The organism is Agromyces ramosus, from assembly GCF_004216665.1.
In the GTDB taxonomy this organism is placed as follows: domain Bacteria; phylum Actinomycetota; class Actinomycetes; order Actinomycetales; family Microbacteriaceae; genus Agromyces; species Agromyces ramosus.
On record NZ_SGWY01000001.1, the window covers coordinates 1,072,132 to 1,098,448 of the forward strand.

At 72.8% G+C, this 26,317-nt stretch carries 23 protein-coding genes; 5 read left to right on the plus strand and 18 right to left on the minus strand.

Translation table 11 applies throughout. The annotated features are described in order from the left end of the window. Positions 1–118 precede the first annotated feature (118 nt). Positions 119–1,678: a PucR family transcriptional regulator gene (locus tag EV187_RS05030; RefSeq protein ID WP_130351875.1), complete on the plus strand. Its 1,560-nt coding sequence runs from the start codon at positions 119–121 to the stop codon at positions 1,676–1,678. A 9-nt stretch (positions 1,679–1,687) separates the two neighbouring features. Here the strand turns inward: EV187_RS05030 and EV187_RS05035 are convergent, their stop codons facing one another. Then, positions 1,688–3,064: a GH1 family beta-glucosidase gene (locus tag EV187_RS05035; RefSeq protein WP_242609437.1), complete on the minus strand. Its 1,377-nt coding sequence runs from the start codon at positions 3,062–3,064 to the stop codon at positions 1,688–1,690. Positions 3,065–3,207: 143 nt separating this feature from the next. Between EV187_RS05035 and EV187_RS05040 the strand changes: the two genes are divergently transcribed. Both EV187_RS05040 and EV187_RS05045 read left to right on the plus strand, forming a co-directional pair. Continuing rightward, positions 3,208–3,402: a DUF1918 domain-containing protein gene (locus tag EV187_RS05040; protein WP_130351876.1), complete on the plus strand. Its 195-nt coding sequence runs from the start codon at positions 3,208–3,210 to the stop codon at positions 3,400–3,402. Positions 3,403–3,478: 76 nt separating this feature from the next. Further along, positions 3,479–4,249: an SGNH/GDSL hydrolase family protein gene (locus EV187_RS05045; RefSeq protein WP_130351877.1), complete on the plus strand. Its 771-nt coding sequence runs from the start codon at positions 3,479–3,481 to the stop codon at positions 4,247–4,249. Between the two features lie 69 nt (positions 4,250–4,318). Here EV187_RS05045 and EV187_RS05050 read toward each other — a convergent pair whose 3' ends face one another. The 13 genes from EV187_RS05050 to EV187_RS05110 form a co-directional block, all read right to left on the minus strand. Continuing rightward, positions 4,319–4,816 carry an FBP domain-containing protein gene (locus tag EV187_RS05050; protein ID WP_130351878.1) on the minus strand — a complete coding sequence of 166 codons (498 nt, stop codon included), beginning with the start codon at positions 4,814–4,816 and terminating at the stop codon, positions 4,319–4,321. Positions 4,817–4,868: 52 nt separating this feature from the next. Further along, a complete protein-coding gene (locus tag EV187_RS05055) occupies positions 4,869–5,693 on the minus strand; it encodes a hypothetical protein (RefSeq protein WP_130351879.1) in 825 nt (274 codons plus the stop codon). A gap of 60 nt (positions 5,694–5,753) precedes the next feature. Beyond that, on the minus strand, positions 5,754–6,701 hold the full coding sequence (locus EV187_RS05060; RefSeq protein ID WP_130351880.1) for a bile acid:sodium symporter family protein: 948 nt from the start codon (positions 6,699–6,701) through the stop codon (positions 5,754–5,756). 110 nt (positions 6,702–6,811) lie between these two features. After that, the gene (locus tag EV187_RS05065) at positions 6,812–8,155 is read right to left on the minus strand and encodes an aminotransferase class V-fold PLP-dependent enzyme (protein WP_207221737.1); all 1,344 of its coding nucleotides are present in this window, start codon (positions 8,153–8,155) and stop codon (positions 6,812–6,814) included. 207 nt (positions 8,156–8,362) lie between these two features. After that, positions 8,363–9,076 carry an alkylhydroperoxidase domain protein gene (locus EV187_RS05070; RefSeq protein ID WP_130351881.1) on the minus strand — a complete coding sequence of 238 codons (714 nt, stop codon included), beginning with the start codon at positions 9,074–9,076 and terminating at the stop codon, positions 8,363–8,365. Next, positions 9,073–9,672 carry a CMD domain protein gene (locus EV187_RS05075; protein ID WP_130351882.1) on the minus strand — a complete coding sequence of 200 codons (600 nt, stop codon included), beginning with the start codon at positions 9,670–9,672 and terminating at the stop codon, positions 9,073–9,075. The genes EV187_RS05070 and EV187_RS05075 overlap by 4 nt, the downstream gene beginning before the upstream one ends. Positions 9,673–9,799: 127 nt before the next feature. After that, on the minus strand, positions 9,800–10,834 hold the full coding sequence (locus EV187_RS05080) for a putative FMN-dependent luciferase-like monooxygenase (protein ID WP_130351883.1): 1,035 nt from the start codon (positions 10,832–10,834) through the stop codon (positions 9,800–9,802). Then, positions 10,831–12,465, minus strand: coding sequence for a dipeptide ABC transporter ATP-binding protein (locus EV187_RS05085; protein ID WP_130351884.1), 1,635 nt, complete (start codon positions 12,463–12,465; stop codon positions 10,831–10,833). Before EV187_RS05085 ends, EV187_RS05080 begins: the two co-directional genes overlap by 4 nt. Then, positions 12,462–13,433 carry an ABC transporter permease gene (locus tag EV187_RS05090; RefSeq protein WP_130351885.1) on the minus strand — a complete coding sequence of 324 codons (972 nt, stop codon included), beginning with the start codon at positions 13,431–13,433 and terminating at the stop codon, positions 12,462–12,464. The genes EV187_RS05085 and EV187_RS05090 overlap by 4 nt, the downstream gene beginning before the upstream one ends. Continuing rightward, complete coding sequence (locus EV187_RS05095; protein ID WP_130351886.1) at positions 13,430–14,368, minus strand: ABC transporter permease; 939 nt, start codon at positions 14,366–14,368, stop codon at positions 13,430–13,432. The genes EV187_RS05090 and EV187_RS05095 overlap by 4 nt, the downstream gene beginning before the upstream one ends. 103 nt (positions 14,369–14,471) lie before the next feature. Further along, complete coding sequence (locus EV187_RS05100; RefSeq protein WP_130351887.1) at positions 14,472–16,109, minus strand: TIGR04028 family ABC transporter substrate-binding protein; 1,638 nt, start codon at positions 16,107–16,109, stop codon at positions 14,472–14,474. Positions 16,110–16,175: 66 nt separating this feature from the next. Further along, entirely contained in the window at positions 16,176–17,630 is a 1,455-nt protein-coding gene (locus tag EV187_RS05105; RefSeq protein WP_130351888.1) for an NtaA/DmoA family FMN-dependent monooxygenase, read from the minus strand. A 178-nt stretch (positions 17,631–17,808) separates the two neighbouring features. Then, positions 17,809–18,915: a fatty acid desaturase family protein gene (locus EV187_RS05110; protein WP_130351889.1), complete on the minus strand. Its 1,107-nt coding sequence runs from the start codon at positions 18,913–18,915 to the stop codon at positions 17,809–17,811. 345 nt (positions 18,916–19,260) lie between these two features. Here EV187_RS05110 and EV187_RS05115 point away from each other — a divergent pair, with 345 nt between their 5' ends. After that, positions 19,261–20,895, plus strand: a complete 1,635-nt coding sequence (locus EV187_RS05115) for a stealth family protein (protein WP_130352258.1) — start codon at positions 19,261–19,263, stop codon at positions 20,893–20,895. Between the two features lie 48 nt (positions 20,896–20,943). On the opposite strand, the gene EV187_RS05120 is transcribed toward EV187_RS05115, so the two are convergent. The 3 genes from EV187_RS05120 to EV187_RS05130 all read right to left on the minus strand — a co-directional run bounded on the left by EV187_RS05120 (position 20,944) and on the right by EV187_RS05130 (position 23,490). After that, entirely contained in the window at positions 20,944–21,885 is a 942-nt protein-coding gene (locus EV187_RS05120; protein WP_242609438.1) for a phosphodiesterase, read from the minus strand. A 160-nt stretch (positions 21,886–22,045) separates the two neighbouring features. Beyond that, positions 22,046–22,843: an alpha/beta fold hydrolase gene (locus EV187_RS05125; protein WP_130351891.1), complete on the minus strand. Its 798-nt coding sequence runs from the start codon at positions 22,841–22,843 to the stop codon at positions 22,046–22,048. A gap of 92 nt (positions 22,844–22,935) precedes the next feature. Then, a complete protein-coding gene (locus EV187_RS05130; RefSeq protein WP_130351892.1) occupies positions 22,936–23,490 on the minus strand; it encodes a hypothetical protein in 555 nt (184 codons plus the stop codon). Positions 23,491–23,732: 242 nt separating this feature from the next. Here EV187_RS05130 and EV187_RS05135 point away from each other — a divergent pair, with 242 nt between their 5' ends. Next, the gene (locus EV187_RS05135; RefSeq protein ID WP_130351893.1) at positions 23,733–24,239 is read left to right on the plus strand and encodes a hypothetical protein; all 507 of its coding nucleotides are present in this window, start codon (positions 23,733–23,735) and stop codon (positions 24,237–24,239) included. A 6-nt stretch (positions 24,240–24,245) separates the two neighbouring features. Here EV187_RS05135 and EV187_RS05140 read toward each other — a convergent pair whose 3' ends face one another. Continuing rightward, positions 24,246–26,078, minus strand: a complete 1,833-nt coding sequence (locus tag EV187_RS05140) for a DEAD/DEAH box helicase (protein ID WP_130351894.1) — start codon at positions 26,076–26,078, stop codon at positions 24,246–24,248. Between the last annotated feature and the right edge of the window lie 239 nt (positions 26,079–26,317).

Here is a 26,317-nt window from a genome sequence, read left to right on the forward strand (position 1 = left end):
TAGGTCGGGAACGACGGATGCCGCTGCGCCCGCGTGTACACTCAGGTGCATCCCGTTGGACATCGCGTACAGGCGCCGCGTCGCGGCATCCGTCGCCCGACCACCCCGCGGAGCACCAGTGCAGCCGACCGTGCAGACCCTGCTCGACCGCCAGGAGCTGGCGCTCTCGCTGCTCACGCCCGCGCCCGACCTGCCGACCGGCGCGCTCGCCGCGCCGATCGCCTGGGCGCACAGCTCCGACCTCGCCGACCCGACGCCGTTCCTCGACACCGGGCACGTGCTGCTCACGACGGGGACCCAGTTCGAGTCCGACGCCGAGGCGCGCGAGTCCGAGTCCGCGTTCGCCGAGGCCTACGTGCGGCGTCTCCGCGACGCGGGCATCGCCGCGCTCGGGTTCGGCACCGAGGTGATCCGGGCGGGCACCCCCGACGCGCTCGTCGAGGCGTGCGGGCGGCAGGGGCTCCCGCTCTTCGAGGTGCCCTATCGGGTGCCCTTCATCGCCATCGCCCGGCTCGTCGCCGACCTGCTCGCCGAGGACGCGTACTCCCGCCAGGCATGGGCGCTCGCCGCCCAGCGCGCCATCTCACTCGCGGCGCTGCGCCCCGACGGGCTCTCGGCGACGCTCGGCGAGCTCTCGAACCGCCTCGGCGCGTGGGTCGGCCTGGTCGACGCGGCGGGGTCGCTCGACCGCGAGGCGCCGGACGGCGGTCTCGAGCAGCCCGCGCTCGGCGAGGTGGTGGGCGAGGCGCGGTCGATGCTGCGACGCGGGCAGCGCGCGAGCCGAACGCTCGTCGCGGGCGAGTCGGCCGGCAGCCCGCAGCGCATCACCCTGCAGACCCTCGGCGGCGGCGGGTCGCTGCGCGGGGTGCTCGCCATCGGCGACTCTGCGGAGCTCGACCAGGCCGGCCGCGAGGTGGTCACGTCGGTGATCGCGCTGGCCGGGCTCGCGCTCGAGCAGAACCGCGACCTCGACCGGGCCCGCGGCCACCTGCGCACCGGCCTGCTCCGCGGCATCCTCGCCGGCGACACCGAACTGGCGCAGCGGGTCGCCGGCGAGATGTGGGGTCCGCTGCCCGGGGCGCCGTTCCGCGTCGCGGTGGCGGATGTCCCGGCACAGCACGTCGACCGCCTCACCGAGCTGCTCGAGCTCCGCGTCGAGCAGCGCGGCGGCCGGCTCTTCTTCGGTCGCGACGACGACACGGTGGTGCTCCTGCTCGAGGACTCCGACACCGCCCTCGCCGACGAGGTCGCGGCGGAGTTCGAGGTGCCGGTCGGCATCTCCGACGCGGTCGCCGCCGACGGCGTGGCGCTCGCGCACGAGCAGGCGCTGCGCGCGCTCGAACGTGCCCGTGAATCGACGCCCGGCGTGGTCGCGTTCGACGAGATCAGCCGGCAGGGCGTGCTCGCGTTCCTGGCCCGCACCGACGCCCGGGCGGTCGCGCTGGCGACGCTCGCACCGCTCGCCGAGCACGACGCGGCGAACGGCACGGCGCTGATCGCCACCACGCGCGCCTGGCTCGAGCACGGCGGCCAGTTCGACGCGACGGCGCAGGCGCTGGGCGTGCACCGGCACACCGTCCGCAGCCGCGTGGCGCTCGCCGAGCGGCTGCTGGGCCGGGACCTCTCGGGCTTCCACGCCCGCGCCGACCTCTGGGCGGCACTGCTCGCCGTCGACTGATCGCGGGCGTCAGCCGTGCTGGGCCGCGATCAGCTCGCGGTACCAGTCGAACGAGTCCTTGCGCGTGCGCTCCTCGGTATCGAGGTCGAGGTGCACGAGCCCGAACCGCTGCGTGTACCCGTCGGCCCACTCGAAGTTGTCGATGAGCGACCAGACGAGGTAACCGCGCACGTCGACGCCGCGCTCGATCGCGGCGTGCACCGCCCGGACGTGGCCGTCGAGGTACGCGATCCGCTCGGCGTCGTGCACGCGGCCGTCGACGACGTCGTCCGGATACGACGCCCCGTTCTCGGTGATGACGACGGGCGGCAGCGCGTCGCCGTAGTCGGAGCGCAGCGTCACGAGGAGCTCGGTGAGCGCGTCGGGTACGACCGGCCAGCCGAAGCCCGTGACCGGCACCCCCGGGTACTCGACGGGCTCGAACGGGAGGCCAGCCGCCGCGAACGCCGAGCCGGCGGATGCCGCGGCGACGCGGGTCGGGTTGTAGAAGTTGAGCCCGTAGAAGTCGATCGGGGCGGCGATCACGTCGAGGTCGCCGTCCTCGAGCCCGGGCATCCGCTCGAGGCCCAGGCCGGAGAGGTCGGGATAGCCGGACGCGAGCAGCGGGTCGGCGAAGATCCGGTTGTACACCGCGTCGAAGGCACCGGCGGCGACGAGGTCGCCATCGTCGTCGCTCGCGGGCACGACGAGCGTGTGGTTGTTGACGATGCCGACCTCGGCCTCGCCGGCCGCCCGGATCGCCCCCACGGCCAGCCCGTGCGCGAGGAGCTGGTGGTGCGCGGTCGGCAGCGCCCCCATCATCAGCGCGTGACCGGGCGCGAGCGTGCCGAGGGCGTATCCCTGCAACGTCGTCATGGCCGGCTCGTTCAGCGTGATCCAATGCCCGACCCGGTCGCCGAGCCGACCGAGCACGAGCTCGACGTAGTCGGCGAAGCGGGCGGCGGTGTCGCGCACGAGCCATCCGCCCGCATCCTCGAGCGGTTGCGGCAGGTCCCAGTGGTAGAGCGTGGGGACGGGCCGGATGCCCACCTCGAGCAGCGCGTCCACGAACCGCGCGTAGTGGTCGAGGCCCGCCTCGTTCGCCGGCCCGGAGCCGGTCGGCTGCACCCGCGGCCAGGCGATCGAGAAGCGGTAGTCGTCGACCCCGAGCTCGGCGAGGAGTGCCACGTCGTCGCGCCACCGACGGTATCCGTCGGCCGCGACGTCGGCGTTCGACCCGTCGACCACGCGTCCGGGCATGCGCGCGAACACATCCCAGATGGAGTCGCCGCGGCCGTCGGCACCGGTCGAGCCCTCGACCTGGAACGCGGCGGTGGCCGCACCCCAGCGGAACCCCCGCGGGAACTCGGGCATGCGCGCATCGACCATCGGAACCTCGCCGTTCATCGGTGGACCGTCAAGAAGTGGGACGGATGACCCACTCGGCCACCCTAGCGAGCGACCCCGCCCGACGCCATCCTCGGGCTCACCGCCATCCCTTCCGCGGCGCCGGGCCCGGGCGTACGCTGGAACGAGCGGGAGGAGCAACGATGCACGCAGCGGTCGGCGAACGCCTCGTCATCCACGGCAAGCTGGTCGGCCAGGCCGACCGTCATGGCGAGATCCTCGAGGTCCGCGGACCCGACGGCGGACCCCCGTACCTCGTGCGGTTCGACGACGGCCACGAGACCCTCCTCTACCCCGGCGCCGACTGCGAGCTCGAGCACGAGCGCCAGTCGCACTGAGTCGCGACGGCGGTCGGCGCTGCTCGACTCCGCCACCGAGCGGATGCCGCGGCATCCGTCGCGCTAGCGTTGAGCCATGTTCCACAGCTACGCGGCGATCGGCGACAGCTTCACCGAGGGGGTCGGCGACGAGCTCCCCGACGGCACCGTTCGCGGATGGGCCGACTTCGTGGCGCTCGGCTTCGCCGCGGCCGCACACGAGCCGATCGGCTACGCGAACCTCGCCATCCGCGGCCGCAAGCTCGGTCCCATCGTCGACGAGCAGCTCGAGGTGGCCATCGGCCTGCGCCCCGAGGTGATCAGCTTCAACGGCGGCGGCAACGACATGCTGCGCCCGCGAATGCCCGAGGAGCGGGTGGCCGACCGGTTCCGGCAGGCCGTGCACCGCATCCGCGGCGCCGGCATCCACGTGCTCATGCTGAGCGGTGCGAACCCCACCGACCACCTGCCGCTCGGGCGCGTCTTCGACGCCCGCGGGGTGCGCCTCACCGCCGCGCTCGGCGACCTCGCCGAACTCGACGGGGTGACGTTCGTCGACAACTTCAACGACCGCGGTCTGCGCGACATCCGCTACTGGTCGCCCGACAAGCTGCACCTCAACTCGCTCGGGCACGCGCGCGTCGCGAGCAACGTGCTCACGGCCCTCGGGGTCGCGGTGCCCGACGAGTGGGGCGTCGCCGAGGTCGCCGCCGCGCCCCCCGGGGCCCGCAGCCGGAACACCGCCGCGTACTACCGCGAGTTCGTGCTGCCGTGGATCGGTCGCCGGCTCACGGGCCGCTCCTCGGGCGACGGGCGAACGGCGAAGCGGCCGACCCTCGAGCCGCTGGCTCCGGATGCCGCGCGCTGACGCGCCCTGATCCCCCGGCGCCTCCGGCGCCCGAGGCCCCTTCGGCGGCCGTCGCGTGCGGCGCCCGCGTCAGGACGCGCCGAGCACGTCGGCGACGAACGCCCGCGTTCGCCGCGCCAGCCCCTCGATGCGCTCGAGCTCGTGCACGCTCGGCAGCACCTCCGACGGGGCCGCCGGGCGGCCGAGCCTGACGGTCTCCTGGCACATGAGGTCGCTGCACATGTAGGTTCCGACGCTGTCGCCGCGCTCCCCGGCCGGGCCCGCCCGTCGCGCCGAGAACATGACTACCTGGTCGGCGGGCTGCTGGGTGTGGCACAGGTTGCAGATCGCGGCGCGGTGGTGCGAGCCGTTCGAGCTCGCGGCCCGCAGCACCACGCCGACCGGCGCGCCCTCGAGCTCGGTCACGAGGTAGCCTCGGGCGGCGATGCGCGGGTCGCGCCACGCGAACGCGTCGAGGTGCGCCCACTCGATGAGCAGGAAGTCGTGCGGCAGCGACAGCTGGGCGAGCTCCGAGTCGGTCGCGTTGCCGAACGACTCGCGGATGTCGCTCTCGACCAGCGGCTGCATGCGTCCCCTCCCGTGCGCGTGGCTCCCAGTCTACGAACGACCGGGCGGTCCGTCAGGGCTCGACGGTCCACTCGACCTCGGTCGACTCGGGTCCCCACGTGACCACGACCACGTCGCCGGGCCCGATCCGCCGAGGACGGGCACCGTCGCGGATGTCGTCGGCCGGGATCCGCCGGGTGAGGCCGTGCGCCGCGAACACCTCGATCGACGCGCACGTCTCCACCCACCCGAAGAAGAACTCCCGCCGCGAGAGCAGGCACACGCGCCGGTCGTCGCGGAACACCCAGAAGTCGTGGCCGAACGCCCGCCCGAGCGAGCGCAGCGAGGCGATGGCCGAGGTCTGCAGGCCCGCGCCGGTCGCCACCTCGTCGGAGCGATCGAGCTCCTCCGGCGTCTGCTCGCGCTCGAACACGCCGAGTCCGTGCGGCGGCGAGAGGGCGTCGCGCACGGGGCCGAGCAGGGCGATGCCGCCACCGACGAGCACGACGACCGCGACCGCCGCGGCCAGCAGCCGGGTGCGGGTCGGCCGACGCCGCCCGCCGGAATCCGGCCCGCCCGGCCCGTCCGGGCCGTTCGGCCAAGGCGGCTCGGGCGGCTCCGACTCGGCGACGGCCGCAGCCGGAACGGCCGGCTGGAGCGGCTCGACGGTCTCCGCCCGATCGCCGGCCCGCTCCGTGGGCGCGCGGCGATCGGGGTCGGCGTGATCGCGGGGGGCGGATGCGTCGGACTCGTCGCCGCGGTCACGCGACACCAGCTCCGCCTCGACGGCTGCGAGCTCGGCCGCCACCTCGGGTGCCGGCTCCCCAGGGATCCCGTAGACGATCCGCCGCAGCTCGTCGCGGCGGTGCTCGAGCGGGTCGTCGTTGTCCGTGTCCATCTCCTGCCCCCGGACCTCCGGCCCGGTCGGCGGCGGGCGTGGGACCCGCCGCCGCGCGGCTCATCGTTCGGGCGGCGCCGCCTCCGCGGCATCCGGCGCCGATGCCCGACGAGCTTCGTCCCGCTCCGATCCGTCGGGCGCGTGCACGTCGCCGGTGGCGGCGCGGCCGCGGATCAGGAACCCGAACGCCAGCGCGACGAAGAACATCAGCACGCCGTAGACGCCGGCCGGCAGGCTCATCTCCACGCTGCCGATGACGGTCTGCGCGATCACGATCGCCAGGGTCGCGTTGTGGATGCCGATCTCGAACGAGCTCGCGATCGACTGGGGGCGATCGACGCGGAGCATCCGCGGCACCAGGTAGCCGATGGTCAGGCTCAGCACGCAGAAGACCACCGTGATGCCGGCGAGCCGGCCCGCGTTCTCGAGGAGGAGCTCGAGGTTCGAGACGATCGCCCCTGCGATCACCACGACGAGGATCACGACCGAGGCGATGCGCACCGGCCGGTCCATGCGGTCCGCGAAGGCGGGCCTCCACCAGCGCACGAGCATTCCGAGCGCGACCGGCCCCAGCACGATGGCGAAGACCTCGACGACCTTCGCGGCCTGCAGCCCGAGCGACTCGTCGCCGGGGAGGAAGTACGCGATCGCGAGGTTCGTGATGAGCGGAAGGGTGAACACGGCGAGGACGGAGTTGATCGCGGTGAGCGAGATGTTGAGGGCGACGTCGCCGCGGAACAGGTGGCTGTAGAGGTTGGCGGTGGTGCCGCCGGGCGAGGCGGCGAGCAGCAGCATGCCGACGGCGAGCACGGGGGGCAGCTGGAAGAGCAGCACCAGGCCGAAGCAGAGGGCCGGCAGCACGAGGAGCTGGCAGATGAGGGCGATGATCACCGCCTTCGGATGCTTCGCGACCCGCGCGAAGTCGCGCGGGGTGAGCGAGAGGCCCAGGCCGAACATGATGATGCCGAGGGCGACGGGCAATCCGATGGTGGTCAACGCTGATCCCATGCGCTCAGTGTGGCGCATGGACGGCGCGTGCGGAATGGCCCGGAACGGGGGGCGCGTGGTTGTGCCGCGGGTCGGTGCGGGTCGGTGCGGGTCGTGGTCGTCGGGGCCGGTCAGTCGATGACGGCTCGCGGCCGGTCGTCGACGCGCGGACACCAGCCGGCCGGGGTGCGCTCGTACGCGTGCGCGGGGCCGTCGGCCACGAGCCGTGCGAGCGACGCGAGGAACCGGTCGACGTCGTCGGCGGAGGAGCCCGCGCCCAGGCTCGCCCGGAGCCCGTTGGCGCGGGTCGCGACGCGGTCGAAGAAGGGGTGCGCGCAGAACCGCCCGGCACGCACGGAGATGCCGTGCTCGGCGGCGAGCGCCGCCGCGACCAGTCCGACCGACCCGCGCTCGAGCTCGACGGTGGCGATGCCGAGCCGGTCGTCGGCGTCGGAGAATCCGCGGATGACCCGCACGCCGGGGATGCTCGCGAGCCCGTGGTGCAGGCGCGCGGTGAGCGCTGCCTCGTGCTCGCGGCGCGGCCCGTCGCCCAGCCGCTCGAGCTCGACCAGCGCCCGCGCGAGCGCGGCGATGCCGAGCACGTTGGGCGTACCGGCCTCGTGCCGGTCGGCGCCCTGCTTCCAGTCGACGGCGTCGACCCGCACCGACTCGACGGCGCCCCCGCCCGCCAGGTGGGGCGGGGCCGCGTCGAGCCAGTCCGCCCGGCCGACGAGCGCCCCGGCGCCGAACGGCGCATACGCCTTGTGCCCCGAGAACGCGAGGTAGTCGATGCCGGATGCCGCGAGGTCGACGCGCCGGTGCGGCAGGAGCTGCGCCGCATCCACGGCGAGCCGGGCACCGTGCGCGTGTGCGAGCCGGGCGAGCTCCCCGACCGGGAGCACCTCGCCCGTGACGTTGGATGCGCCGGTCACCGAGAGCAGCGCGGCGGGCCGGGACCCGAGTTCGTCGTCGAGGGCTGCGAGCGTCGCGCTGATCGTGCCTTCGCCGACCACGACGCGGCGGTCGTGCCAGGGCAGCAGGTTCGCGTGGTGCTCGAGGTCGAGCACCACGGTCTCGCCGGGCACGGCGGACGCGAGCAGGTTGAGCGCGTCGGTGGTGTTGCGCGTGAACACCACGAGGTCGTCGTCGCGGGCGCCCACGTGGCGCGCGACGGTCGCGCGCGCGTCCTCGACGAGCGCCGTGGTCGCCTGCGACGGGTAGCCGCTGCCGCGGTGCACGCTCGCGTAGTAGGGCAGCACGCGGGCGACGTGCGCCGCGACCGCGTCGAGCGCGGGGGCGGATGCCGCGACGTCGAGGTTCACGTGCCGCACCGTCCCGCCGCCGAGCACGGGCACCTCGAGGCCCGCGTCGGCGAGGGCGGCGAGCGGGCCCCGGCGTGCCGACGCGGCATCCGTCGACGCCTCGCGCGCCACCGGGACGCGCGTGGGTGCCGTGCGCAGGTCGGTGGCGGTCACGGGGACTCCTCGGATCGGTTGGCGACGAACCTACGGCGGCGCGGTGGCGGCCTCAACACCCGATGTCGCACGGTGTCACGTCGCGACACATTCGGTCACGAACCGCGCGCCGCCGCGCCGGCGAGTGGACGGGATTCGGCGGTCGGGGCGCGCCCGAACCGCCGAATGCCGTCCATTCGGGGAGGCCGCAGGTGCACGGGGCCCGGATCAGGCGCCGGCCGGCTCCTCCGGCTCCCCGAGCGAGAGCATGAGCCGGTTCGCCCAGTTGAAGAACGCGGCCGAGTGGATCACGTCCGCCACGGACTGCTGGTCGAAGCCCGCGGCGCGCAGCGCATCCAGGTGCGACGGGGAGAGCCGCGACGGGGTGGCCGCCAGGGCGACGGCCGCGTCGATGACCGCGCGCCACGCGGCATCCTGCGCCGCATCGGTGCCGTCGTCGAGGAGCCGCTGCACGTCGTCGTGGCGCTTCGAGTGGTGCGACGCGAACCGGGCGTGCACCGACGCGCAGAAGATGCAGCCGTTGAAGCGGCTGGTCGCCGCCGCGGCCAGTTCGCGCTCGGCCCGGGGCAGCCCGTCGGCGGCGTTGTAGAAGATGTCCTTGTCGGTCAGCGTGCGCGCTCGCAGGATGTCGGGGTCGCGCACGAGCAGCCGGAAGTAGTCGCTCGACGCGCGCGACCGGTCGACGAGGCCCGCGTACTGGCGCTCGGTGAGCGTCGCCTCGTCGGCGGGCTCGAGCCACGGCAGCCAGCCGAGCTCGGCCTGCGTGAAGGCGTCGGGCACGGATGCCCCGGGGTGTGCCAGGATGCGCGCCGGCTCGGTGCGCGCGGCATCCGCGGCCGGAGCCGTCGTGGTCGTGGCGGCCGCGGCCGTCGTGGACGCCGCGGCGGCGGTGGCCGCCCGGTCGGTGGTCGAGCCGGTCATGCGGCCGCCTCCTCGTTCGTGAGCAGTCGGAGCCCGGCGGCCACGCGCAGCTGGAACGCGAGGAACGACACGAGCTGGGAGAGGGTGACGATGCCGTCGGTCGACCATCCGGCGTCGGCGAGGGCGACGAGCGCCGCGGGCGAGGACTCGCGTGGACGGAACACGAGCAGGTGCGCGTGCTCGAGCGCGGCGGCGAGCCGGTCGCCGAGCTCGGCGTGCCCGTGGTCGTCCAGGAGGAACCGCGGCCCGTCGACGCTCTCGCCCGCGAGCGGCCCGTCGGCTGGGTAGCGGCCGTAGGGCCCCGTCGCGCGTGCGGCGCCGGCGACGTCGGAGATCGCGTCGGCGAGCCGGTCGCCGCCGGCGTCGCGAGCGAGTGCGGCGTAATGGGCGGCCGCCACCTCGTCGTCGTGCAGCACGGCGACGAACTGCGCCACGGCGGCGCGCTCGGCACGGGTCGCGTGCGTCTCGTCGATCTCCGTGAAGAGGGCGTCGTAGCTCGCCTGGGCGTTGTCGCGGGTCGCCGGGCGGTGACGGCGCAGCGCGTCGACACTCCCCCCGGGCCGCACGCCGGCGAGCCGGTCGATGAGGTCGGTCATGGTGTTCGATTCCTTTCGTTCGTGACGTTCGTGACACTGGTGAGGGCCGCCGCCCTCCTGAGGGGACGGGATTCGGCGGTCGGGCGATCGCGGGGGCGCCGGATGTCGTCCATTCGACGCACGGCGTTCAGCGGGCGGATGCCGCGAGCGCCACGCCGTCGGCCGCGTGCGCGCCGCCCCAGCCCAGCGCGGGCGCCACCTCGGTCGCGATGAGCTCGATCGAGCGCAGCACGAGCTCGTGCGGCGGATCCACGGAGTGCACCTGGAACGCCACGTCGGTCGCCTCGGCCGCGACCGAGTCGCGGGCGAGCGAATCCACCACCTCGTCGACCGTGCCGACATGGGTGTCGTACGACGCGATGAGCTCGTCGAGGGTGTCGCCGAGCGGCGGCTGGCCGGCGCGGGCGAACCCGGCGGCCGCGCGGCGGAGTCCGCGCTCGGCCCAGCGGCGCGCCTCGTCGCGCGAATCCGCGACGAAGAGCGTGCGGGAGGCGAGGATGCGCGGCGGCACCCGGTCGGGCAACGCCTCGCGGTACGCGTCGACCACGGGCAGCTGCAGCTCCGAGAGCGTGCGCCGCGGAGCATCCGCCGGCCTCGGCTGGGTGCGCGAGAGCATGAGGCCGTGCCCCGCCCGGCCAGCACGCGTGCCGCCGAAGCCCGAGAACGTGGCCTGCCAGACGCGGCCGAGCAGGTCGCGGCCCGGCGGCTGCAGGTGGTTCGCCGCATCGCCGAGCTCGCCGCCCGCGAGCGCGGCGACGAGCGCGTCGAGCTTCTCGCCGAAGACGCGTCCGCGATCGTCGGAGCGTTCGCCGAAGGCGAGGAACGACGTGGGCGTCGACCCCGAGCCGAGCCCGAGCTCGGCGCGTCCGCCCGAGAGGAGGTCGAGCACCACGGCGTCCTCGGCGACGCGCACCGGATCCTCGAGCGGCAGCGTGACGACGCCGGTGCCGAGCCGGATCCGGCTCGTCGACGCGGCGGCGTGCGCGAGGAACACGAATGGCGAGGGCAGTCCGCCCTCGGCGGCGTGGAAGTGGTGCTGCGCCACCCAGGCCGAGTCGAACCCGTGGCGCTCGGCCGCGACGATCTGCTCGGTGGCGATGCGGTAGCGCTCGGCGGCGGGCGCCTCGTCGAGGAGGCGGGTGAAGAATCCGATGCGGGTCATGCGATGGCCTTCCTCCCGGGCACCGCGTCGAGCAGTTCCCGGGTGTAGTCGTGCTGCGGGGCGCGGAAGACCTGCTCGGTCGGTCCGCTCTCGACGATGCGGCCGCGACGCATGACCGACACCGAGTGGCTGATGCGCCGCACGACGGCGAGGTCGTGCGAGATGAAGAGGTAGCTGAGGCCGAGCTCGCCCTGGAGGCGCTCGAGGAGCTCGAGGATGCGCGCCTGCACCGTGACGTCGAGCGCGGACACGGCCTCGTCGAGCACCACCAGCTCGGGCTCCAGCGCGAGGGCGCGGGCGATGGCGACGCGTTGGCGCTGGCCGCCCGAGAGCTCGGTCGGTCGTCGTGCCGCCACGTCCGCGGGCAGCGCGACGCGGTCGATGAGGCGCTGCGCCGCCACGGCGCGCTCCCGTCGGTCGCCCACGGCGAAGTTGCGGAGCGGCTCGGCGATGATCTCGGCGACCGTCTGCCGGGGATCGAGCGACGCGAACGGGTTCTGGTAGACGAGCTGCACGCGGCGCCGGAACTCGCGCTTCGCCGCTCCCGAGAGCTGCGTCACGTCGGTGCCGCCGAGCTCGACGCGGCCGGAGTCGGGCGTGACGAATCGCGAGACGATGCGCGCCGTCGTGGTCTTGCCCGAGCCCGACTCCCCCACGATCGCGTGCGTGGTGCCGCGCAGCACGCGGAACGACACGTCGTCGACCGCGCGGAACGGCTCGCGCCCGCGGCCGAGCGAGTAGGACTTCGAGAGTCCGGATGCCACGAGCGCGAACGGGTTCTCGGCCGCGGCGACGCCCGCGTCGCGCAGGTAGATCGGCGGCCGCGGGTGCCGGAACGGCTGCTCGGCCAGCCCCGGGGCATCCGCGACCAGATGCCGCGTGTACGCCTCGGTCGGGGCGTCGAGCAGCGCCGCGGTCGTGCCCTGCTCGACGATGCGGCCGTGCTGCATGACGACGACGCGCTCGGCGCGCTCGGCCGCGACACCGAGGTCGTGCGTGACGAGCAGCACGGCCGTGCCGTGCTCGCGGCGCAGCTCGTCGATGAGGTCGAGGATGCGCCGCTGCACGGTGACGTCGAGTGCGCTCGTGGGTTCGTCGGCGATCACGAGCTCGGGCTCCAGGGCGACGGCGTTCGCGATGAGCACCCGTTGGCGCATGCCGCCCGAGAGCTCGTGCGGGTACTGGCGGGCGCGCAGCGCCGGGTCGTCGAGGCCGACGCGCTCGAGCAGCTCGAGCACGCAGTTCCGGATGTCGCGGGGGTCGCGCCGACCGTGGATGCGGAACGTGTCGGCGAGCTGCACGCCCACGGGCCGGACGGGGTTGAGCGACGACACCGGGTCCTGCGGGATGTACCCGATGCGCGCACCGCGCACGCCCTGCAGGCGACGGTCGCTCCAGCCGGCGATGTCGGTGCCCGAGAGCCGGACGGCGCCGGCGTCGAGGCGGCCGCCCGCCGGCAGCAGGCCGAGCACCGCGCTCGACGTGGTGGTCTTTCCCGACCCGGACTCCCCGACGAGCGCGACGACCTCACCGGTCTGCACGTCGAACGACACGGAATGCACGACCCGACGCGCGCCGGACGCCGTGGCGTAGGCGACGTCGAGGCCGTCGAGTTCGAGGAGCGCGGTCATCGGGTCCTCCCGAGCGAGTGGCTGATGCGGTTGGCCGAGAGCACCACCACGACGACGACGAGACCCGGCAGCACGGTGAGCCACCACGAGGTCGCCACGTAGTTGCGGCCCTCGGCGATGAGCAGTCCCCACTCGGGCGTGGGCGGCGGCGCCCCGTAGCCGAGGAATCCGAGGGTCGAGATCGCGAGGATCGCGGCACCGAACTGCAGCGCGGCGAGGCCGATCACCGCGGTCAGCGAGTTCGGCAACACGTGTCTGGCAAGCACGGCGTGCAGCCGCGCGCCCGACCCGAACGCGGCCTCGACGTAGTCGGCCTGGCGCACGCGCACCACCTCCGACCGCGCGACGCGGGCGAACGCCGCGATCGAGCCGACCCCCACGGCGATGGCGGCGTTCACGGTGCCGAAGCCGAGCAGGATGATGATGCTGAGCGCGAGCAGCAGCCCGGGGATGGCGAGCAGCACGTCGACGAGCCGCATGACGACCGCGTCGACGGCGCCGCCCAGCGAGCCGGCCAGGACGCCGAGCAGCGTGCCCGCGACGAGTCCCACCGTGACCGCGACGAACGCGCCCGACAGCGAGTGCACCGCGCCGTAGACGACACGCGTGAAGAGGTCGCGGCCGATGGCGTCAGTGCCGAAGAGATGCGCGAGGCTCGGGCCCTGCAGCTTCTCGGCTGGCACGCCGGCGATCGGGTCCTGTCCGGTGAAGAGCCACGGCACCACGGCCCAGGCGACGACGATCGCGATGACGAGCCACGCGACCAGGAGCGACAGGTGCTGCGCGCGCAGCGCGCGGACGCCGCGCAGGCCGCGAATGCCGCGGATGCCGCGACCGAGGGGCGACGCGAGGGCGGCCGCGGCGGCCGGCGTCGGCACGCTGCCGTCGACACCGGGCAGCGCGATGGCCGGCGAGGCGGCGGATGCCGCGGCATCCGCACGCGGGGTGATCTCGACCGGTGCGCTCATGCCGCCACCGCCTTCCGCTTCAGCCTCGGATCGAGCACCGGGTACACGAGGTCGACCGCGAGGTTCACGAGCACGAACACGAGCGCGGCGAGGATGACGATCGCCTGGAGCACCGGCACGTCCTGGTTCGCGACCGCCTGCTCCGTGAGGCGGCCGATGCCCGCGCGGCCGAACACCGTCTCGGTCACGACCGCGCCGCCGATGAGCTCGCCGATCAGCACGCCCGCGATGGTGATCGCGGGCAGCAACGCGTTGCGGGCGACATCGCGCCACAGCACCCGCGCGGGACCGGCTCCCTTGGCGCGCACGACGGCGACGAACGGCGAGAGCTGCACCTCGTCGATCGAGCGGGCGAGGATCTGGGCGAGCGGCGCCGAGATCGGGATCGCGAGGGTGAGCACCGGCAGGATGAGCGCCTGCGCGGGATCCGCGCCGATCACGGGCACCAGCCGGAGCTGGAACGAGAAGACCTGGATGAGCACGATGCCGAGCCAGAACACCGGCACCGACACGAACACGCCGGGCAGCGCCCGGAGCGCCTGGCGGAGCCAGGCGAACGGCGCGAGCGTCGAGAGGAACGCGAGGGCGACGGCGATCAGCACGGCGGTGAGGAAGCCGAGGCCGGCGAGCACGAGCGTGTCGGGCAGGGCGGACCCGACGAGCTCGTGCACGGGGGTGCCGTACTGCACCGAGTAGCCGAAGTCGCCCTGCACGAACCCGGCGACCGTGTGCAGGAACTGCTGCACGACCGGCACGTCGGCGCCGTAGCTCGCGCGGATGTCGGCGATCTGCTCGGGCGACAGGCCCAGCTCGGGGCTCTCGAACTTGATGAGGATCGCGTCGCCCGGCAGCGCCTGCAGCAGCACGAACGTCGCGGTGAACGCGATGGCGAGCACGAGGAGCGCCTGCCCGGTGCGGCGTGCGAGGTAGGCCATGCCGAGCTCCTTCCGGATGCGTGGGTGGTGCATGGATCGAGCGGGAGGTGGTGCAGCGGATGCGCGGGGTCGTGTCCCGGCATCCGCCGCACCGTGGTGCCGGCTACTGCTTGTCGAGCCAGGTGTCGTAGAACAGCGGACGTGCCACCGCCTCGGTCGTGAAGCCGTGCACGTGGGGCGCGGCGCCGTAGACCTGCGGCTCCTCGAAGAGCGGGATCACGTAGGCCTGCTCGGTGAGGTAGTCCTGCACGGCGGCGGACGCCTCGTCGCGCTTGGCGGGGTCGGGCTCGGAGGCCACGGCCTCGAGCAGGCGGTCGAGCTCGGCGTCGTCCGAGAGCAGCGTGTTGCGGTTCTTGGTGTGGTACTGGCTCTTGATCACGTCGTTGTCGGCGCGTCCGACCATCGAGTGGTAGAGCGGCGTCGCGAGCGGGTCGAGGATGTCGACGGCGTAGCTGCCGGCGTCGGCGGCCTTCACGTTCAGCTCCACGCCGATCTTCGCGAGCTGCTGGCTCACGAGCTCGAGGGTCTGCTTCGAGAGCGGCTGCGGCTTCGCCTCGTAGACGGTGAGCGAGAGGCGCTGGCCGTCCTTCTCCCGGATGCCGTCGGCACCGATCGTCCAGCCGGCCTCGTCGAGGAGCTCCTCGGACTGCTCGGGGTCGAACGCGAGCGCGTCGGACTCGTCGGTGTAGCCCTTCGCCGTGGCGGCGAGTTCCGACGTGGCGACCGGGTAGTTCTCGGTGAAGATCGTGTCCACGACCTCCTGCGCGTCCACGCCGTGCACGAGGGCCTGGCGCACCCGGATGTCGCTGAGCAGCGGGTTCGTGAACCGCAGCCCGAGCGAGTTGTTCACGCCGCGCGTCGGGGCCGCGACGACGTCGAACCCGGCGCCCGCGACCTGCGCCTCGTCGAACGCCTGCACGTAGCGGATCACGTCGGCCTGGCCCGCGAGCAGCGACCCGATGCGCACGCTGTCCTCGGGGGTCACGACGAGGTCGATCGCGTCGAGGTGGGCGCGGCCCTGGTGCTCGAACGTCGGCGGCGCCCAGTCGTAGTCCTCACGCGCCTCGAGGTGGAGGGAGGTGCCGATCTCCTCCTCGGTGATGACGAACGGGCCCGAGCCGACGATCTCGGTCGACGAGCCGGCGCCGAAGTCCTCGAGCTTGCGGTCGAGCGTGGCCGGCGAGAGCAGCCCCGAGTTGATCGTCGAGGTCGCCTGCAGGAAGCCCGGCGCCGGGGCCGAGAAGCGGAAAGTCACGGTGTCGGCGTCCACCACCTCGCTCGAGGCGTAGTTGTTGATCGCCTCGGAGATCGTGAGGCCGAGCTCCGCGTTGCCGAGGCCGTACGTGTCGAAGTTCTTCGCGACGGCGGCTGCGTCGAGCGGCGTCCCGTCGGAGAAGGTCACGTCGTCGCGCAGGTCGAACGTGTACTCCGTGGCATCCGCGTTCACCGTCCACTCGGTGGCGACCCAGGGCTCGATCTCGAGCGACTCGGGGTCCTGCCAGGTGAGGCGGGCCGTGAGGTTGTTCACGATGCCGCCGTTCGGGTAGAAGCCGGCCTGCGGCGGGTAGAGCGTCGTGTGCGCCTGGTGCTCGAGGTACGTGAGCGTGCCGCCCTCGACGGGGTCGCCGGCGGCGGCGTCATCCGTGCCGGCGGACTGCCCGGCGCACGAGGCGAGTAGCGCGATCGCGGCGAGTGCGGCGGTGCCGGCGAGGGCGAGGCGGCGGGTGCGTGGTGTGGACATCTGCGGTGGTCTTCCTTCGATGGGGAATGGTGCGGTCGGTCCCTGGTGGGGGTGTGATCGACGAAGCTACGGATGCCGCGGCGACCGCTCAACCGTGCGCAGACCCACGCCGTCACGGCCGGTCACGGTGCGAAACGACACGTCATCGCGCGTCACGTGGACGTTGTCGGGACGGCCCAGCCCCAGGTGCTCCCGCAGCGTCTCGCCCTCGTACTCGGTCGGGAGGACGCCGCGCCGCTGCAGCTCGGGGACCACGCCGAGGGCGAACGCCTCGAACTGCGCGGGCTGCACGGCGGACAGCACGTTGAAGCCGTCGACGGCGCCGGCATCGCCCCACGCCTCGAACTCCTCGGCGATCTCGACGGCCGTGCCGACGACCATCGACGCGTTCACGGATGCCGCGACGACGAGGTGCCGAAGCGTGGGGGGCCGCTCCCCCGACGGGCTCCGGCCCGTGCGCTCGGCGACGATGTCGACGAGCTCCTGCCCCGCGGCCGAGAAGCCGGCGACGAGCGACGGCGTGACCGCCCGGTCGGGAGAGAGCTCCGACACGTCGACGCCCACGAGCGCCGTGAGCTGGGCGAGCGAGCGCTTCGCGGGGAACGCGGCTGGCGGGCCGTCCGGCCAGTCCTCGGCGATCTGCACCAGTTCGCTGAGCTCGTCGGCGATGGACTGCGCGTGCCCGCGGGTCTCCCCCACGATCGGCAGCACGGGCGCGATCACCTTGAGGGTGCGGTCGTCGCGGCCCGACTCGAACGCGAGCGAGCGCAGCTCCTCGCGGATCGCCACGGCGTGCTCGAGGCCGTTCACGGCCACGAGGGCGAGGTCGGCGCTCTGCGCGGCGAACAGGCGTGACCGCGGCGAGGTGCCCGCGTGCACGATGGGGAGGTGTCCCTGCACCGGGCGGGCCACGTTCAGCGGACCCGTGACGCTGAGGTGCGCGCCGTGGAAGTCGGTGGCGTGGAGCTTGCCAGGATCGAGGAACACGCCCGTCGCGGCATCCGCCACGATCGCGTCGTCCTCGAAAGAGTCCCAGAGCCGGCGCAGCACGTGCTCGAACTCGACGACCCGGTCGTAGCGATGCTCGTTGGCGGCGTGGAAGTCCTGCCCGTGGTTGCCGGCGGCGCGCGGCTCCGCTCCCGTCACGAGGTTGAGTCCGGCGCGACCGCCCGAGAGCAGGTCGATCGACGCGGTGGCCCGCGCGAGCGAGTAGGGGTCGGCGTAGCTGGTGTTCGCCGTCGCGATCAGGCCGATGCGGCTGGTGATGCCCGCGAGGTACGTGATCGCCGAGATCGGGTCGATACGCGCCACGAGGTACGGGTCGCGGAACTCGAGGTCGTGCCCCGTGGCGAGCCAGTCGCCGAAGAACAGGTAGTCGAGGCGCGCGGCCTCGGCCACCTCGGCGGCCCGGCGCAGCACGGCGGCGTCGCCGCGCGGATCGCGGTGCGCCCCCGACACCCGCCAGCCGGAGGGGTACGCGCCGATCGCCCGGACCATCGCCCCGATGATGAGTCGTGTCATGTGTTCGACCTCCCGGCTCTCGACGCTAGGGAGGCGGGGCGGATGCCGCGAGGGCGCTCGTCACACGACGGCACCCGCCGTCACACGCGTCAACGGGGCGTCACGTGACGTCACGCCGCGGGGGCCGCGGAGGAGGACGTCGCCGGAGCGCCACCCGAAAACGCGCTCCGGCGACGAGTCAGATGCTCGCCCGCTGGGCGACCAGTGGGCACTCGAACGGGTCGCGCTCGCCGAGTCCCACCCGGTTGATGTATCGCAGGACGATCCCGTACGACTGCCACAGGGTGGTCTCCGTGTAGGTCACGCCGTGTTCCCGGCAGTACGCGGCGATGATCGGCGCCGCCCGGCGAAGGTGCGGGCGCGGCATGGACGGGAAGAGGTGATGCTCGATCTGGTAGTTGAGCCCGCCCATCATGAAGTCGAGGAACGGGGTGCCGCTGATGTTCCGGCTCATGAGCACCTGGCGACGCAGGAAGTCGAGCCGCATCTCCTTCGGCACGAGGGGCATGCCCTTGTGGTTCGGCGCGAACGAGGCGCCCATGTAGAAGCCGAACAGCCCGAGCTGGATCGCGAGGAACACGGCCGCCTTGTCGGGTGAGAGCACGAGGAAGACGAGCGCGAGGAAGCCGATGATGCGCACCGCGAGGAACGCGATCTCGGCCGGCCGGTGGGCGAGGTGCTCCTTCATGAACACGCGGTGCACGCTGGAGGCGTGCAGCGAGAGCCCTTCGAGCAGCAGGATCGGGAAGAAGAACGCGCCCTGGTGCGCCATGACCCAGCGCATGAACGGCGACCGGTGCCGGCCGGCCTGCTCGGGGGTGAAGGCGACGACGGGGAGGTCGATGTCGGGGTCGATGCCGAGCTGGTTCGGGTTCGCGTGATGGCGGGTGTGCTTGTGCTGCCACCATCCGTAGCTCATGCCCACGAATCCGCCGAGGATGAGGCTCACCCAGTCGTTCCACTTGCCCGAGCGGAAGATCTGGCGGTGCGCGGCGTCGTGTCCGAGGAAGGCGGTCTGGGTGAAGAGGAACGCGAACCAGACGGCGGTGAACATCTGCCACCAGGAGTCGCCGATCCAGATGAACACGCCGATCGAGACGATGAAGGCGACGGGGATCAGCGCGAGCTTCGTCCAGTAGTACCCGTAGCGGCGACGCATGAGCCCCGTGGACTTGATGACGCGCGCGAGGTCGGTGAAGTCGCTGTTCGCGGCCTGCGCTCGCGGCGACGACCCCGGTGCGGCGCCACTCCGCGTTCGACGGATGGGGGCGATCTCGGCGGTCATGACGACCCACTCTCCAGGTCGCCGCACGCGAGGTCTTGGCACACGGGCTTTGCTCCTTCCGAGCGTACTCCGGTTGCCGTCCCCAGCCGAGCGATCCTCGTGAAACTCCCAGCCGCGCGGGCGGTCACCCCGGAATCGAGGGGGTCGGGTGCCCGTCCTGTCAATCCGGTCGGCGCGTCGAGCGGCGCTGCGTATGATCAGAGCAGTCGCGACATCCGCGCACGCCCTCACCCGACCCCTGGAGGCCATTCTTCCGTGACGAGTTCCGACCGCGATCGACCTGCCGACCACCACGACCACACCGGGCACGCGTTCGCGAGGCGGGAGCCCGCCAAGGCACCGCCGATGCGGCTCGCGGATGCCTCGGAACTCGTGCTGGTGGCGTCGGCGCCGCGCATGGCGCGGTTCGATCGCGACGACCTCGTGCTGCGCAAGGGGCAGTACGCGCTGCGGAACGGGCACATGACGCCGCGTGAGTCGATGGTGGAGGACCTGCTGGCGATCGGCGAGGCACTCGACGCGGCCGGCATCCGGTTCCTGCTCGTGCGCGGCAACGACGAGCGGCTCGTCGTCGCCGTCGACCGCGCCGATCGCAAGGCCGTGGCCCGCGCCTTCGCCGACGCGTTCGCGAACGAGCCGTTCTACGCCGCGCCGGTCCCGCCCGACGCCGGCGCCGGATCGCTGCCGGTACTGCTCGCCGACGGCCGACTCTCCGCGCACCGCAAGCCCACCGTGCTGCGGCTCTACCGTCCGCGCGTCGAGCCCGTCGGGCGACTTCGCTACGGCCGCGAGACCGCGGTGCAACTGGAGTTCTGGCGCTTCGGCGACGACACCATCGAGGCCCCGGTCGAGAACGCGCTCATGCGGCGCACGCTCCCCCGGTCCGAGGCGATCGACGACACGGTGCACCTGCACGGGCGCGACTGGCCCACCCTCGAGCACATGTTCGACCCGCTCGCGAGCGACGTCGACTTCGAGATCGACATGGTGTTCTCATGGGTCGACGGGTCGAGCGACGAGTTCGTGCGCGAGCGCGCCAAGCGCATGCAGAGCTACGTGGTCGGCGAGGGCGACGATTCCGAGGCCCGCTACCGGCAGATCGACGAGCTCAAGTACGCGCTCCGGTCGGTGTACCTGTTCGCGCCGTGGGTGCGACGCATCTTCATCGCGACGGACTCGCCGGCGCCGTCGTGGCTCGCGCGGCATCCGAAGGTCACCATCGTGCGCAGCGAGGAGATGTTCGCCGACACGTCGGTGCTCCCGACGCACAACTCGCACGCGGTCGAGAGCCAGCTGCACCGCATCCCCGGGATCGCGGAGCACTTCCTCTACTCGAACGACGACATGTTCTTCGGACGGCCGGTGAGCCCGTCGCTGTTCTTCTCGCCGGGCGGCATCACGAAGTTCGTCGAGGCCTCGACGCGGATCGGCCTCGGCGACACGCATCCGAGCCGCTCGGGCTTCGAGAACGCCGCCCGCGTGAACCGGGCCCTGCTGCGTGAGCGGTTCGGCAAGGTCACCACGCGGCACCTCGAGCACTGCGCCGCCCCGTTGCGACGCAGCGTGATGGCCGACCTCGAGGAGGCGTTCCCCGAGGAGTTCCGGCGCACCGCGGCCAGCCGCTTCCGCGCGGCCACCGACATCTCGGTGACGAACTCGCTCTACCACTACTACGCGCTGCTCACGGGTCGCGCGGTCGTGCAGACCGACGCCCGCGTCAAGTACGTCGAGACGACGCTGCGCAAGGCGCTGCCCGCAATGAAGCAGCTGCTGAAGCGGCGCGACCAGGACATGTTCTGCCTGAACGACGGCAGCTTCCCCGAGATCTCGGTCGAGCAGCGCACCGCGGCGGTGATCGACTTCCTCGAGCGGTACTTCCCGTTCGCCGCGCCGTGGGAGAAGCCGTCGGAGGTCGCAGCTCCCGCGAGCGCGACGTCGCCGGTGACCGCGTTGGCGGTCGGGTCCGACCTGACGGCCTGACCGCCGCCCGATCGCACCCCGCGGGATCCCCGCGCGCTCCCGGTGCCGTCAGGCCAGCACGGGGATCGGCATGGTGAACGGCGGCTCCTTCGGCGCCGGCGGCGTCGTGGCATCCGCGATGCCGATGCCCGACAGCGCGATACGGCGGGCGCTCTCGTCGGCGTCGATCCAGTCCAGCGCCGGGAACGCCCCGAGCGGCACGACCGAGTGCAGCACCGTCGTCGGGTACACGTGCACGAGGTTGAACGCGCGGGCGCCGTCACGGCCGCGGGTGCCGCCGACCGGCACGTTGAGGTCCTGCGTGTAGCAGCTGGCCGATGCGACCGACACCGGCACGCCCGCGAACGTCGCGGTCGACGAGTAGTGCAGGTGGCCGGCGATGATCGAGCGGATGTCGCTGCCCTCGATCACCTCGGCGAGCCCGGCCTGGTCGCGCAGCTCGACCGAGACCGCGAGGTCGAGCACGCTCGGCACGGGCGGGTGGTGCATCGCCAGGATCGTGCCGTGCGGCGCGGGGATCGCGAGCTCCTCGGCGAGCCAGTCGAGTTGGACGGGCGCGACCTCGCCGTGGTGGTGCCCGGGCACCGTCGAATCGAGGGTGATGACCCGCAGGCCGTTGACGTCGTCGACGCGATCGACCGGGCGGAAGCCGCCCACCGGGTCGCCGAGCAGGCCACGACGGAACGCCGGGCGGTCGTCGTGGTTGCCCATTACCCAGATGACCTGTGCGCCGAGGCGGTCGGCGACGGGGTCGACGATGCGACGGATCCGGTCGTACGCGTCGGGCTCGCCACGGTCGGCGAGATCGCCGGTGAACACGATGGCCTCGGGCCTGGCACCGGATGCCTCGAACTCCTCGAACAGCGTGCGCAGGTGTTCCTCGCTCGCGACGCGATCGTAGAGCCGGCCACCGCCTGCGAGCAGGTGCGTGTCACTGATGTGGAGGAGGAAATGATCCGGCCTGGGGTACTCGGCCGTACGGGTGTCCACGTTTCGTCCCATCGATCGGCGGAGACGCACGTCGGTGGGCGTCGGGTTCACGCTAGCCGACCACGTGAATCTGAACGGCGAATGAATGCGGAATGTGATGAAGCCGAATACGGGTGGGACGGCGCACCAGGCAGCTGAAGCGAGCGGCCTGGCGCCCGTGTCATCCGGCGGCCGCTCGAGGCGTGGGCGCGACGTCCGGGAGCCGGCCGTCCACGCGCTCGGCCAGACGCACCAGTTCGCGCGCGACCACGGTCGGCGCCGTGCGCGGCACGACGTGGTGCTCGCCGGGAATGGTGACGAGCTCGGCGAGGCCGCCGCTCGCCGCCACGAGCCGTCGGCACCACCGCTCACGGGCGATCGGATCCCGCTCGCCGCGGATCACCGCCACCTCTGCCGAGCTCTCCCGGATCCGCTGGAGCATCGGGTAGTCCATCATCGCGCCGAGCTCCTTCAGGTACCAGCGTACGCCGGCGCGGACGTAGTCGCCGAGCACGAGCGCGTTCACCGACGGCGGCTCGCCGACGGTATCGCGCGCGAGGTCGGCCGCCTGCTGCGGGAGCGTGCGGCGGGCGGGATCCACCACTGGCCCGATGAGGGCGACCCCGAGAGCCTCGGCGGGACGGATTCGGGCAAGCTCGACGGCGAACTGGGTGCCCATCGAGTGGCCGGCCACGACCGCGGGCCACGCGTCGACCCGGGCGAGCACCTCTGCGAGATCGGCGGCGTACTGCTCGACGCTGAGGCCCCTCCGCGGCGCCGGTGAGCGGCCGAAGCCCGCGAGGTCGAGGTTCAGCACGCGGTGCCCGGCCGGCATCGCCTCCTGCACGCGGGCGAAGGAGCGGTGGGTCATGCCGATGCCGTGGAGGAGCACCGTCGAAGCGCCGTCCGCGTCGGCGCGCCCCGATTCGTGCACGCGATACTCGCGCCCTCGTACGACGACCTTCCTCGGCGAATCCATCGGGCGAACGTATCCCACGCGCCGATCGGACGTAACCCCTTGCGCTGGGTGGGGAATCCGCTCGTGCGGCGCCGCACGCGGTGCTCGAGTCGTCAGGGCTTGGGCTTGTCGGGCTTGTTCGTGTGGCCGGGCGGATCGGGACGACCGGCGGGCTCCTCGGTGACGGGCTCGGTCGTCGGCTCGGCCGGCGGCTCGGTCGCCGGGGCGTCGGGGTCGCCATCGGGGGACGGCGCGGGCGTCGCCGGTGCGGTCGGCTTGACGCTCGGCGTCGGTCCGGGGCTCGGGAGGATCGGCGCGTACGTGTTCGGCGAAGCCGGATCGGTCGACGTCGGCCGGGGCGTCTCGACGACGGTCGCGGCCTCGTCTTCGGGCTGCGGGGCGCCGGCGAACGAGATGAGCGCCACGGCGCCGCCGATCATCGCGATGGTGGCCACCGACGCCGCCACGATCAGCACATGCAGGCGGCGCTCGAACAGCCACTCGGCCGCGACCGCGATGCGAGGCTCGACGGATGCCACGACCGGCGCCGCGGCGGCGGCGAGGCGTGCACGCCACCCGTCGCCCGCCGGGGCGACCACGGCCGGGCGACCGCGGTGGCGTCCGCGGGGTCGACGCATCGGCTCCTCAGCCTGCTGCTCGTCCGACACGTCCCACCTCGTTCCACGCGCACCGACCCGTTCCAGCGCGCGGCCGTCACCCCGGTTCGGGGGTCACGGCACTCCTACGAGGATAGGCGGAAGACGAGGATGACGCATGTTCGGCCGTCCCGCTTGACATCGCGGGTGGTCGGTTGCGCGCCGCCGCACGATCGAGCTGCGGACGCCACGAGGAGCGTGCCGGGTCCTGCTAGGCTCCGGTCCCACGCCGTGCGGCGCGACGGGAGGAGACCGTGGACGAGGACGAACGGAAGTGGGCGGAGGCGAGTCGGCAGCCCGGGCTCGAACTGGAGTGGATCCGCCAGAACAACCTGATGTACGGCGGACTCGTCGGCATCGGCATCGTCATGGTGCAGCCGTTCCTCACCGTGACCTCGCTCGACCTCTCCGCCGTGATCTGCGTCGTCGCGTTCTCCGTCGCCATTCCGCTCCTCGCGGGGCTGGTGCTCGTCACGCACCAGGAGGCCTTCATGCGACGCGCGTCGGGATCGAAGCTCGTCACCGTCGCGCAGAGCGTCGCGGTGTTCTTCGCGTTCACCGGCATCGTCTCGGGCTTCTGGCACGTGACGTGGATGGCCGGCGCCGGAGTGCTGGTGGCGAGTGCGCTCGCGCTCGCCGTGCATTCCGCCGGGTACACGAAGCTCATGTTCCCGCGGTTGGGGCGCGATGCTGCCTCGAATGGATCGGACCGTTCAGAGGGTTCGGACGAATCGGACGCCTCCGACGACGCCGAGCGGTGACCGGCGTCAGTTCTTGTGGCGGGGCTTCCGGAAGGACGCACGGTCGCCGTCGCCTTCGGTGTCGCGACCGCGGTCACCCCGGTCGGTGCGCCGCTGCGGTCCACCGCGATCGGGGCGCAGTTCGATGAGCCGGCCCGAGATCCGCGTGCCGTCGAGCCGCGAGAGGGTCTCGCTCGAGAGGTCGGCCGGCAGTTCGACGAGCGAGAACTCGGGCCGGATCTGGATGGCCCCGAAGTCGTCGCGGCTGAGGCCGCCCTCGTTCGCGAGCGCGCCCACGATCTGCCGCGGCTCGACCTTGTGCCGCCGCCCGACGGCGATGCGATACGTCGCCATCGGCTTGGCGCCGGGCCGGGGACGCCGCTCGGGGCGCTCGCCTCGGGCGCGTTCCGCACCCCGCCCGTCGCCCCGGTCGCCTCGGCCGCCCCGGTCGCGGTCGTCGCGGTCGAATCGCTCGCGCTCCGCCCGGCGGGGACGCTCGGGCTCGGGCTCGAGGAGCAGCGGCGACTCGCCCTGCGCGACGATCGCGAGCGCCGCCGCGACGTCCACCTCGGGCACGTCGTGGTGCCGCATGTAGTGCGCGATGATGTCGCGGAACCCCTCGACCCGGTCGGCCTGCTCGAGCGCCGCCGTGATGCGGTCGTCGAATCGCGCGAGCCGGGTGACGTTCACGTCGTCGACGCTCGGCAGCCGCATCTCGACGAGCGGCTGGCGCGTGGCCTTCTCGATGCGCGCGAGGAGCCCGCGCTCGCGGGGCGTGACGAAGCTGATGGCGTCGCCCGTGCGTCCCGCGCGACCGGTGCGTCCGATGCGGTGCACGTAGGGTTCGCTGTCGGTGGGGATGTCGAAGTTCACCACGTGGCTGATGCGCTCCACGTCGAGGCCGCGGGCCGCGACATCCGTGGCCACCAGGATGTCGAGCTTGCCCGACTTCAGCTGGTTCACCGTGCGTTCGCGTTGCACCTGGTTGATGTCGCCGTTGATCGCCGCGGCCGAGTAGCCGCGTGCGCGCAACTTCTCGGCGAGCTCCTCGGTGACGTTCTTCGTGCGGACGAAGACGATCATGCCCTCGAAGTTCTCGACCTCGAGGATGCGGGTGAGGGCGTCGACCTTCTGCGCGTACGAGACCACGAGGTACCGCTGGGCGATGTTCGCCGACGTCTGCGTCTTGGTCTTGACGGTGATCTCTTCGGGGTCGTGCAGGTACTGCTTCGACATGCGGCGGATCGCGGCGGGCATGGTCGCCGAGAACAGGGCGACCTGCTTGCTGTCGGGGGTGTCGGCGAGGATGGTCTCCACGTCCTCGGCGAAGCCCATCTTCAGCATCTCGTCGGCCTCGTCGAGCACGAGGTACTTGAGCTCCGAGAGGTCGAGGGTGCCCTTGTCGAGGTGGTCCATGATGCGGCCGGGCGTGCCGACGACGATGTGCACGCCTCGGCGCAGCGCCGAGAGCTGCACGCCGTAGCCCTGCCCGCCGTAGACCGGCAGGATGTGCACGCCGCGCAGGTGAGCGGCGTAGCGTTCGAACGCCTCGCAGACCTGCAGGGCGAGCTCGCGGGTCGGCGCGAGCACGAGCGCCTGCGGGCTCTTCTGCGACACGTCGAGGCGCGCGAGGATCGGCAGTGCGAAGGCCGCGGTCTTGCCGGTGCCCGTCTGTGCGAGGCCCACGACGTCGCGGCCGGCGAGGAGCGTGGGGATGGTCGCCGCCTGGATCGCCGACGGCGTCTCGTAGCCGACGTCGTCGAGCGCCTTGAGCACCGCACCCTCGAGGCCGAGGTCGGAGAAGGTCGTGGCGGGCTCCTCGGGAGCCTCGACCTCGACCGGAGCATCGCCGGAAGTCACGCTTCAGGGTAGTCCGTCGGGCTGGGAGCCGTCAGGGCGCCGGGCGTCGGCCGACTGCGCGGGTGCTGCGGCACAAGGGGAAGTCGAAACGGTTGAACGCTCGGTTCGCGACGGCGCCCGGGCACCCGCACCCCTCGCCGACACGCCCACCGCGCGAGGGTGGCCCAGTGTGCGGCATCCGCTCGTCGATTTCAAGGGGTGGCGAACCGGCCGGGATCTCGGAAGGGTGGGGCACTTCG

Coding starts and splice junctions, on each gene's coding strand:
- EV187_RS05035 (WP_242609437.1), bottom strand. CDS start 3,064: ATGAACGGCGAGGTTCCGATGGTCGATGCGCGCATGCCCGAGTTCCCG.
- EV187_RS05040 (WP_130351876.1), top strand. CDS start 3,208: ATGCACGCAGCGGTCGGCGAACGCCTCGTCATCCACGGCAAGCTGGTC.
- EV187_RS05045 (WP_130351877.1), top strand. CDS start 3,479: ATGTTCCACAGCTACGCGGCGATCGGCGACAGCTTCACCGAGGGGGTC.
- EV187_RS05050 (WP_130351878.1), bottom strand. CDS start 4,816: ATGCAGCCGCTGGTCGAGAGCGACATCCGCGAGTCGTTCGGCAACGCG.
- EV187_RS05055 (WP_130351879.1), bottom strand. CDS start 5,693: ATGGACACGGACAACGACGACCCGCTCGAGCACCGCCGCGACGAGCTG.
- EV187_RS05060 (WP_130351880.1), bottom strand. CDS start 6,701: ATGGGATCAGCGTTGACCACCATCGGATTGCCCGTCGCCCTCGGCATC.
- EV187_RS05070 (WP_130351881.1), bottom strand. CDS start 9,076: ATGACCGGCTCGACCACCGACCGGGCGGCCACCGCCGCCGCGGCGTCC.
- EV187_RS05075 (WP_130351882.1), bottom strand. CDS start 9,672: ATGACCGACCTCATCGACCGGCTCGCCGGCGTGCGGCCCGGGGGGAGT.
- EV187_RS05080 (WP_130351883.1), bottom strand. CDS start 10,834: ATGACCCGCATCGGATTCTTCACCCGCCTCCTCGACGAGGCGCCCGCC.
- EV187_RS05085 (WP_130351884.1), bottom strand. CDS start 12,465: ATGACCGCGCTCCTCGAACTCGACGGCCTCGACGTCGCCTACGCCACG.
- EV187_RS05090 (WP_130351885.1), bottom strand. CDS start 13,433: ATGAGCGCACCGGTCGAGATCACCCCGCGTGCGGATGCCGCGGCATCC.
- EV187_RS05095 (WP_130351886.1), bottom strand. CDS start 14,368: ATGGCCTACCTCGCACGCCGCACCGGGCAGGCGCTCCTCGTGCTCGCC.
- EV187_RS05100 (WP_130351887.1), bottom strand. CDS start 16,109: ATGTCCACACCACGCACCCGCCGCCTCGCCCTCGCCGGCACCGCCGCA.
- EV187_RS05105 (WP_130351888.1), bottom strand. CDS start 17,630: ATGACACGACTCATCATCGGGGCGATGGTCCGGGCGATCGGCGCGTAC.
- EV187_RS05110 (WP_130351889.1), bottom strand. CDS start 18,915: ATGACCGCCGAGATCGCCCCCATCCGTCGAACGCGGAGTGGCGCCGCA.
- EV187_RS05115 (WP_130352258.1), top strand. CDS start 19,261: ATGCGGCTCGCGGATGCCTCGGAACTCGTGCTGGTGGCGTCGGCGCCG.
- EV187_RS05125 (WP_130351891.1), bottom strand. CDS start 22,843: ATGGATTCGCCGAGGAAGGTCGTCGTACGAGGGCGCGAGTATCGCGTG.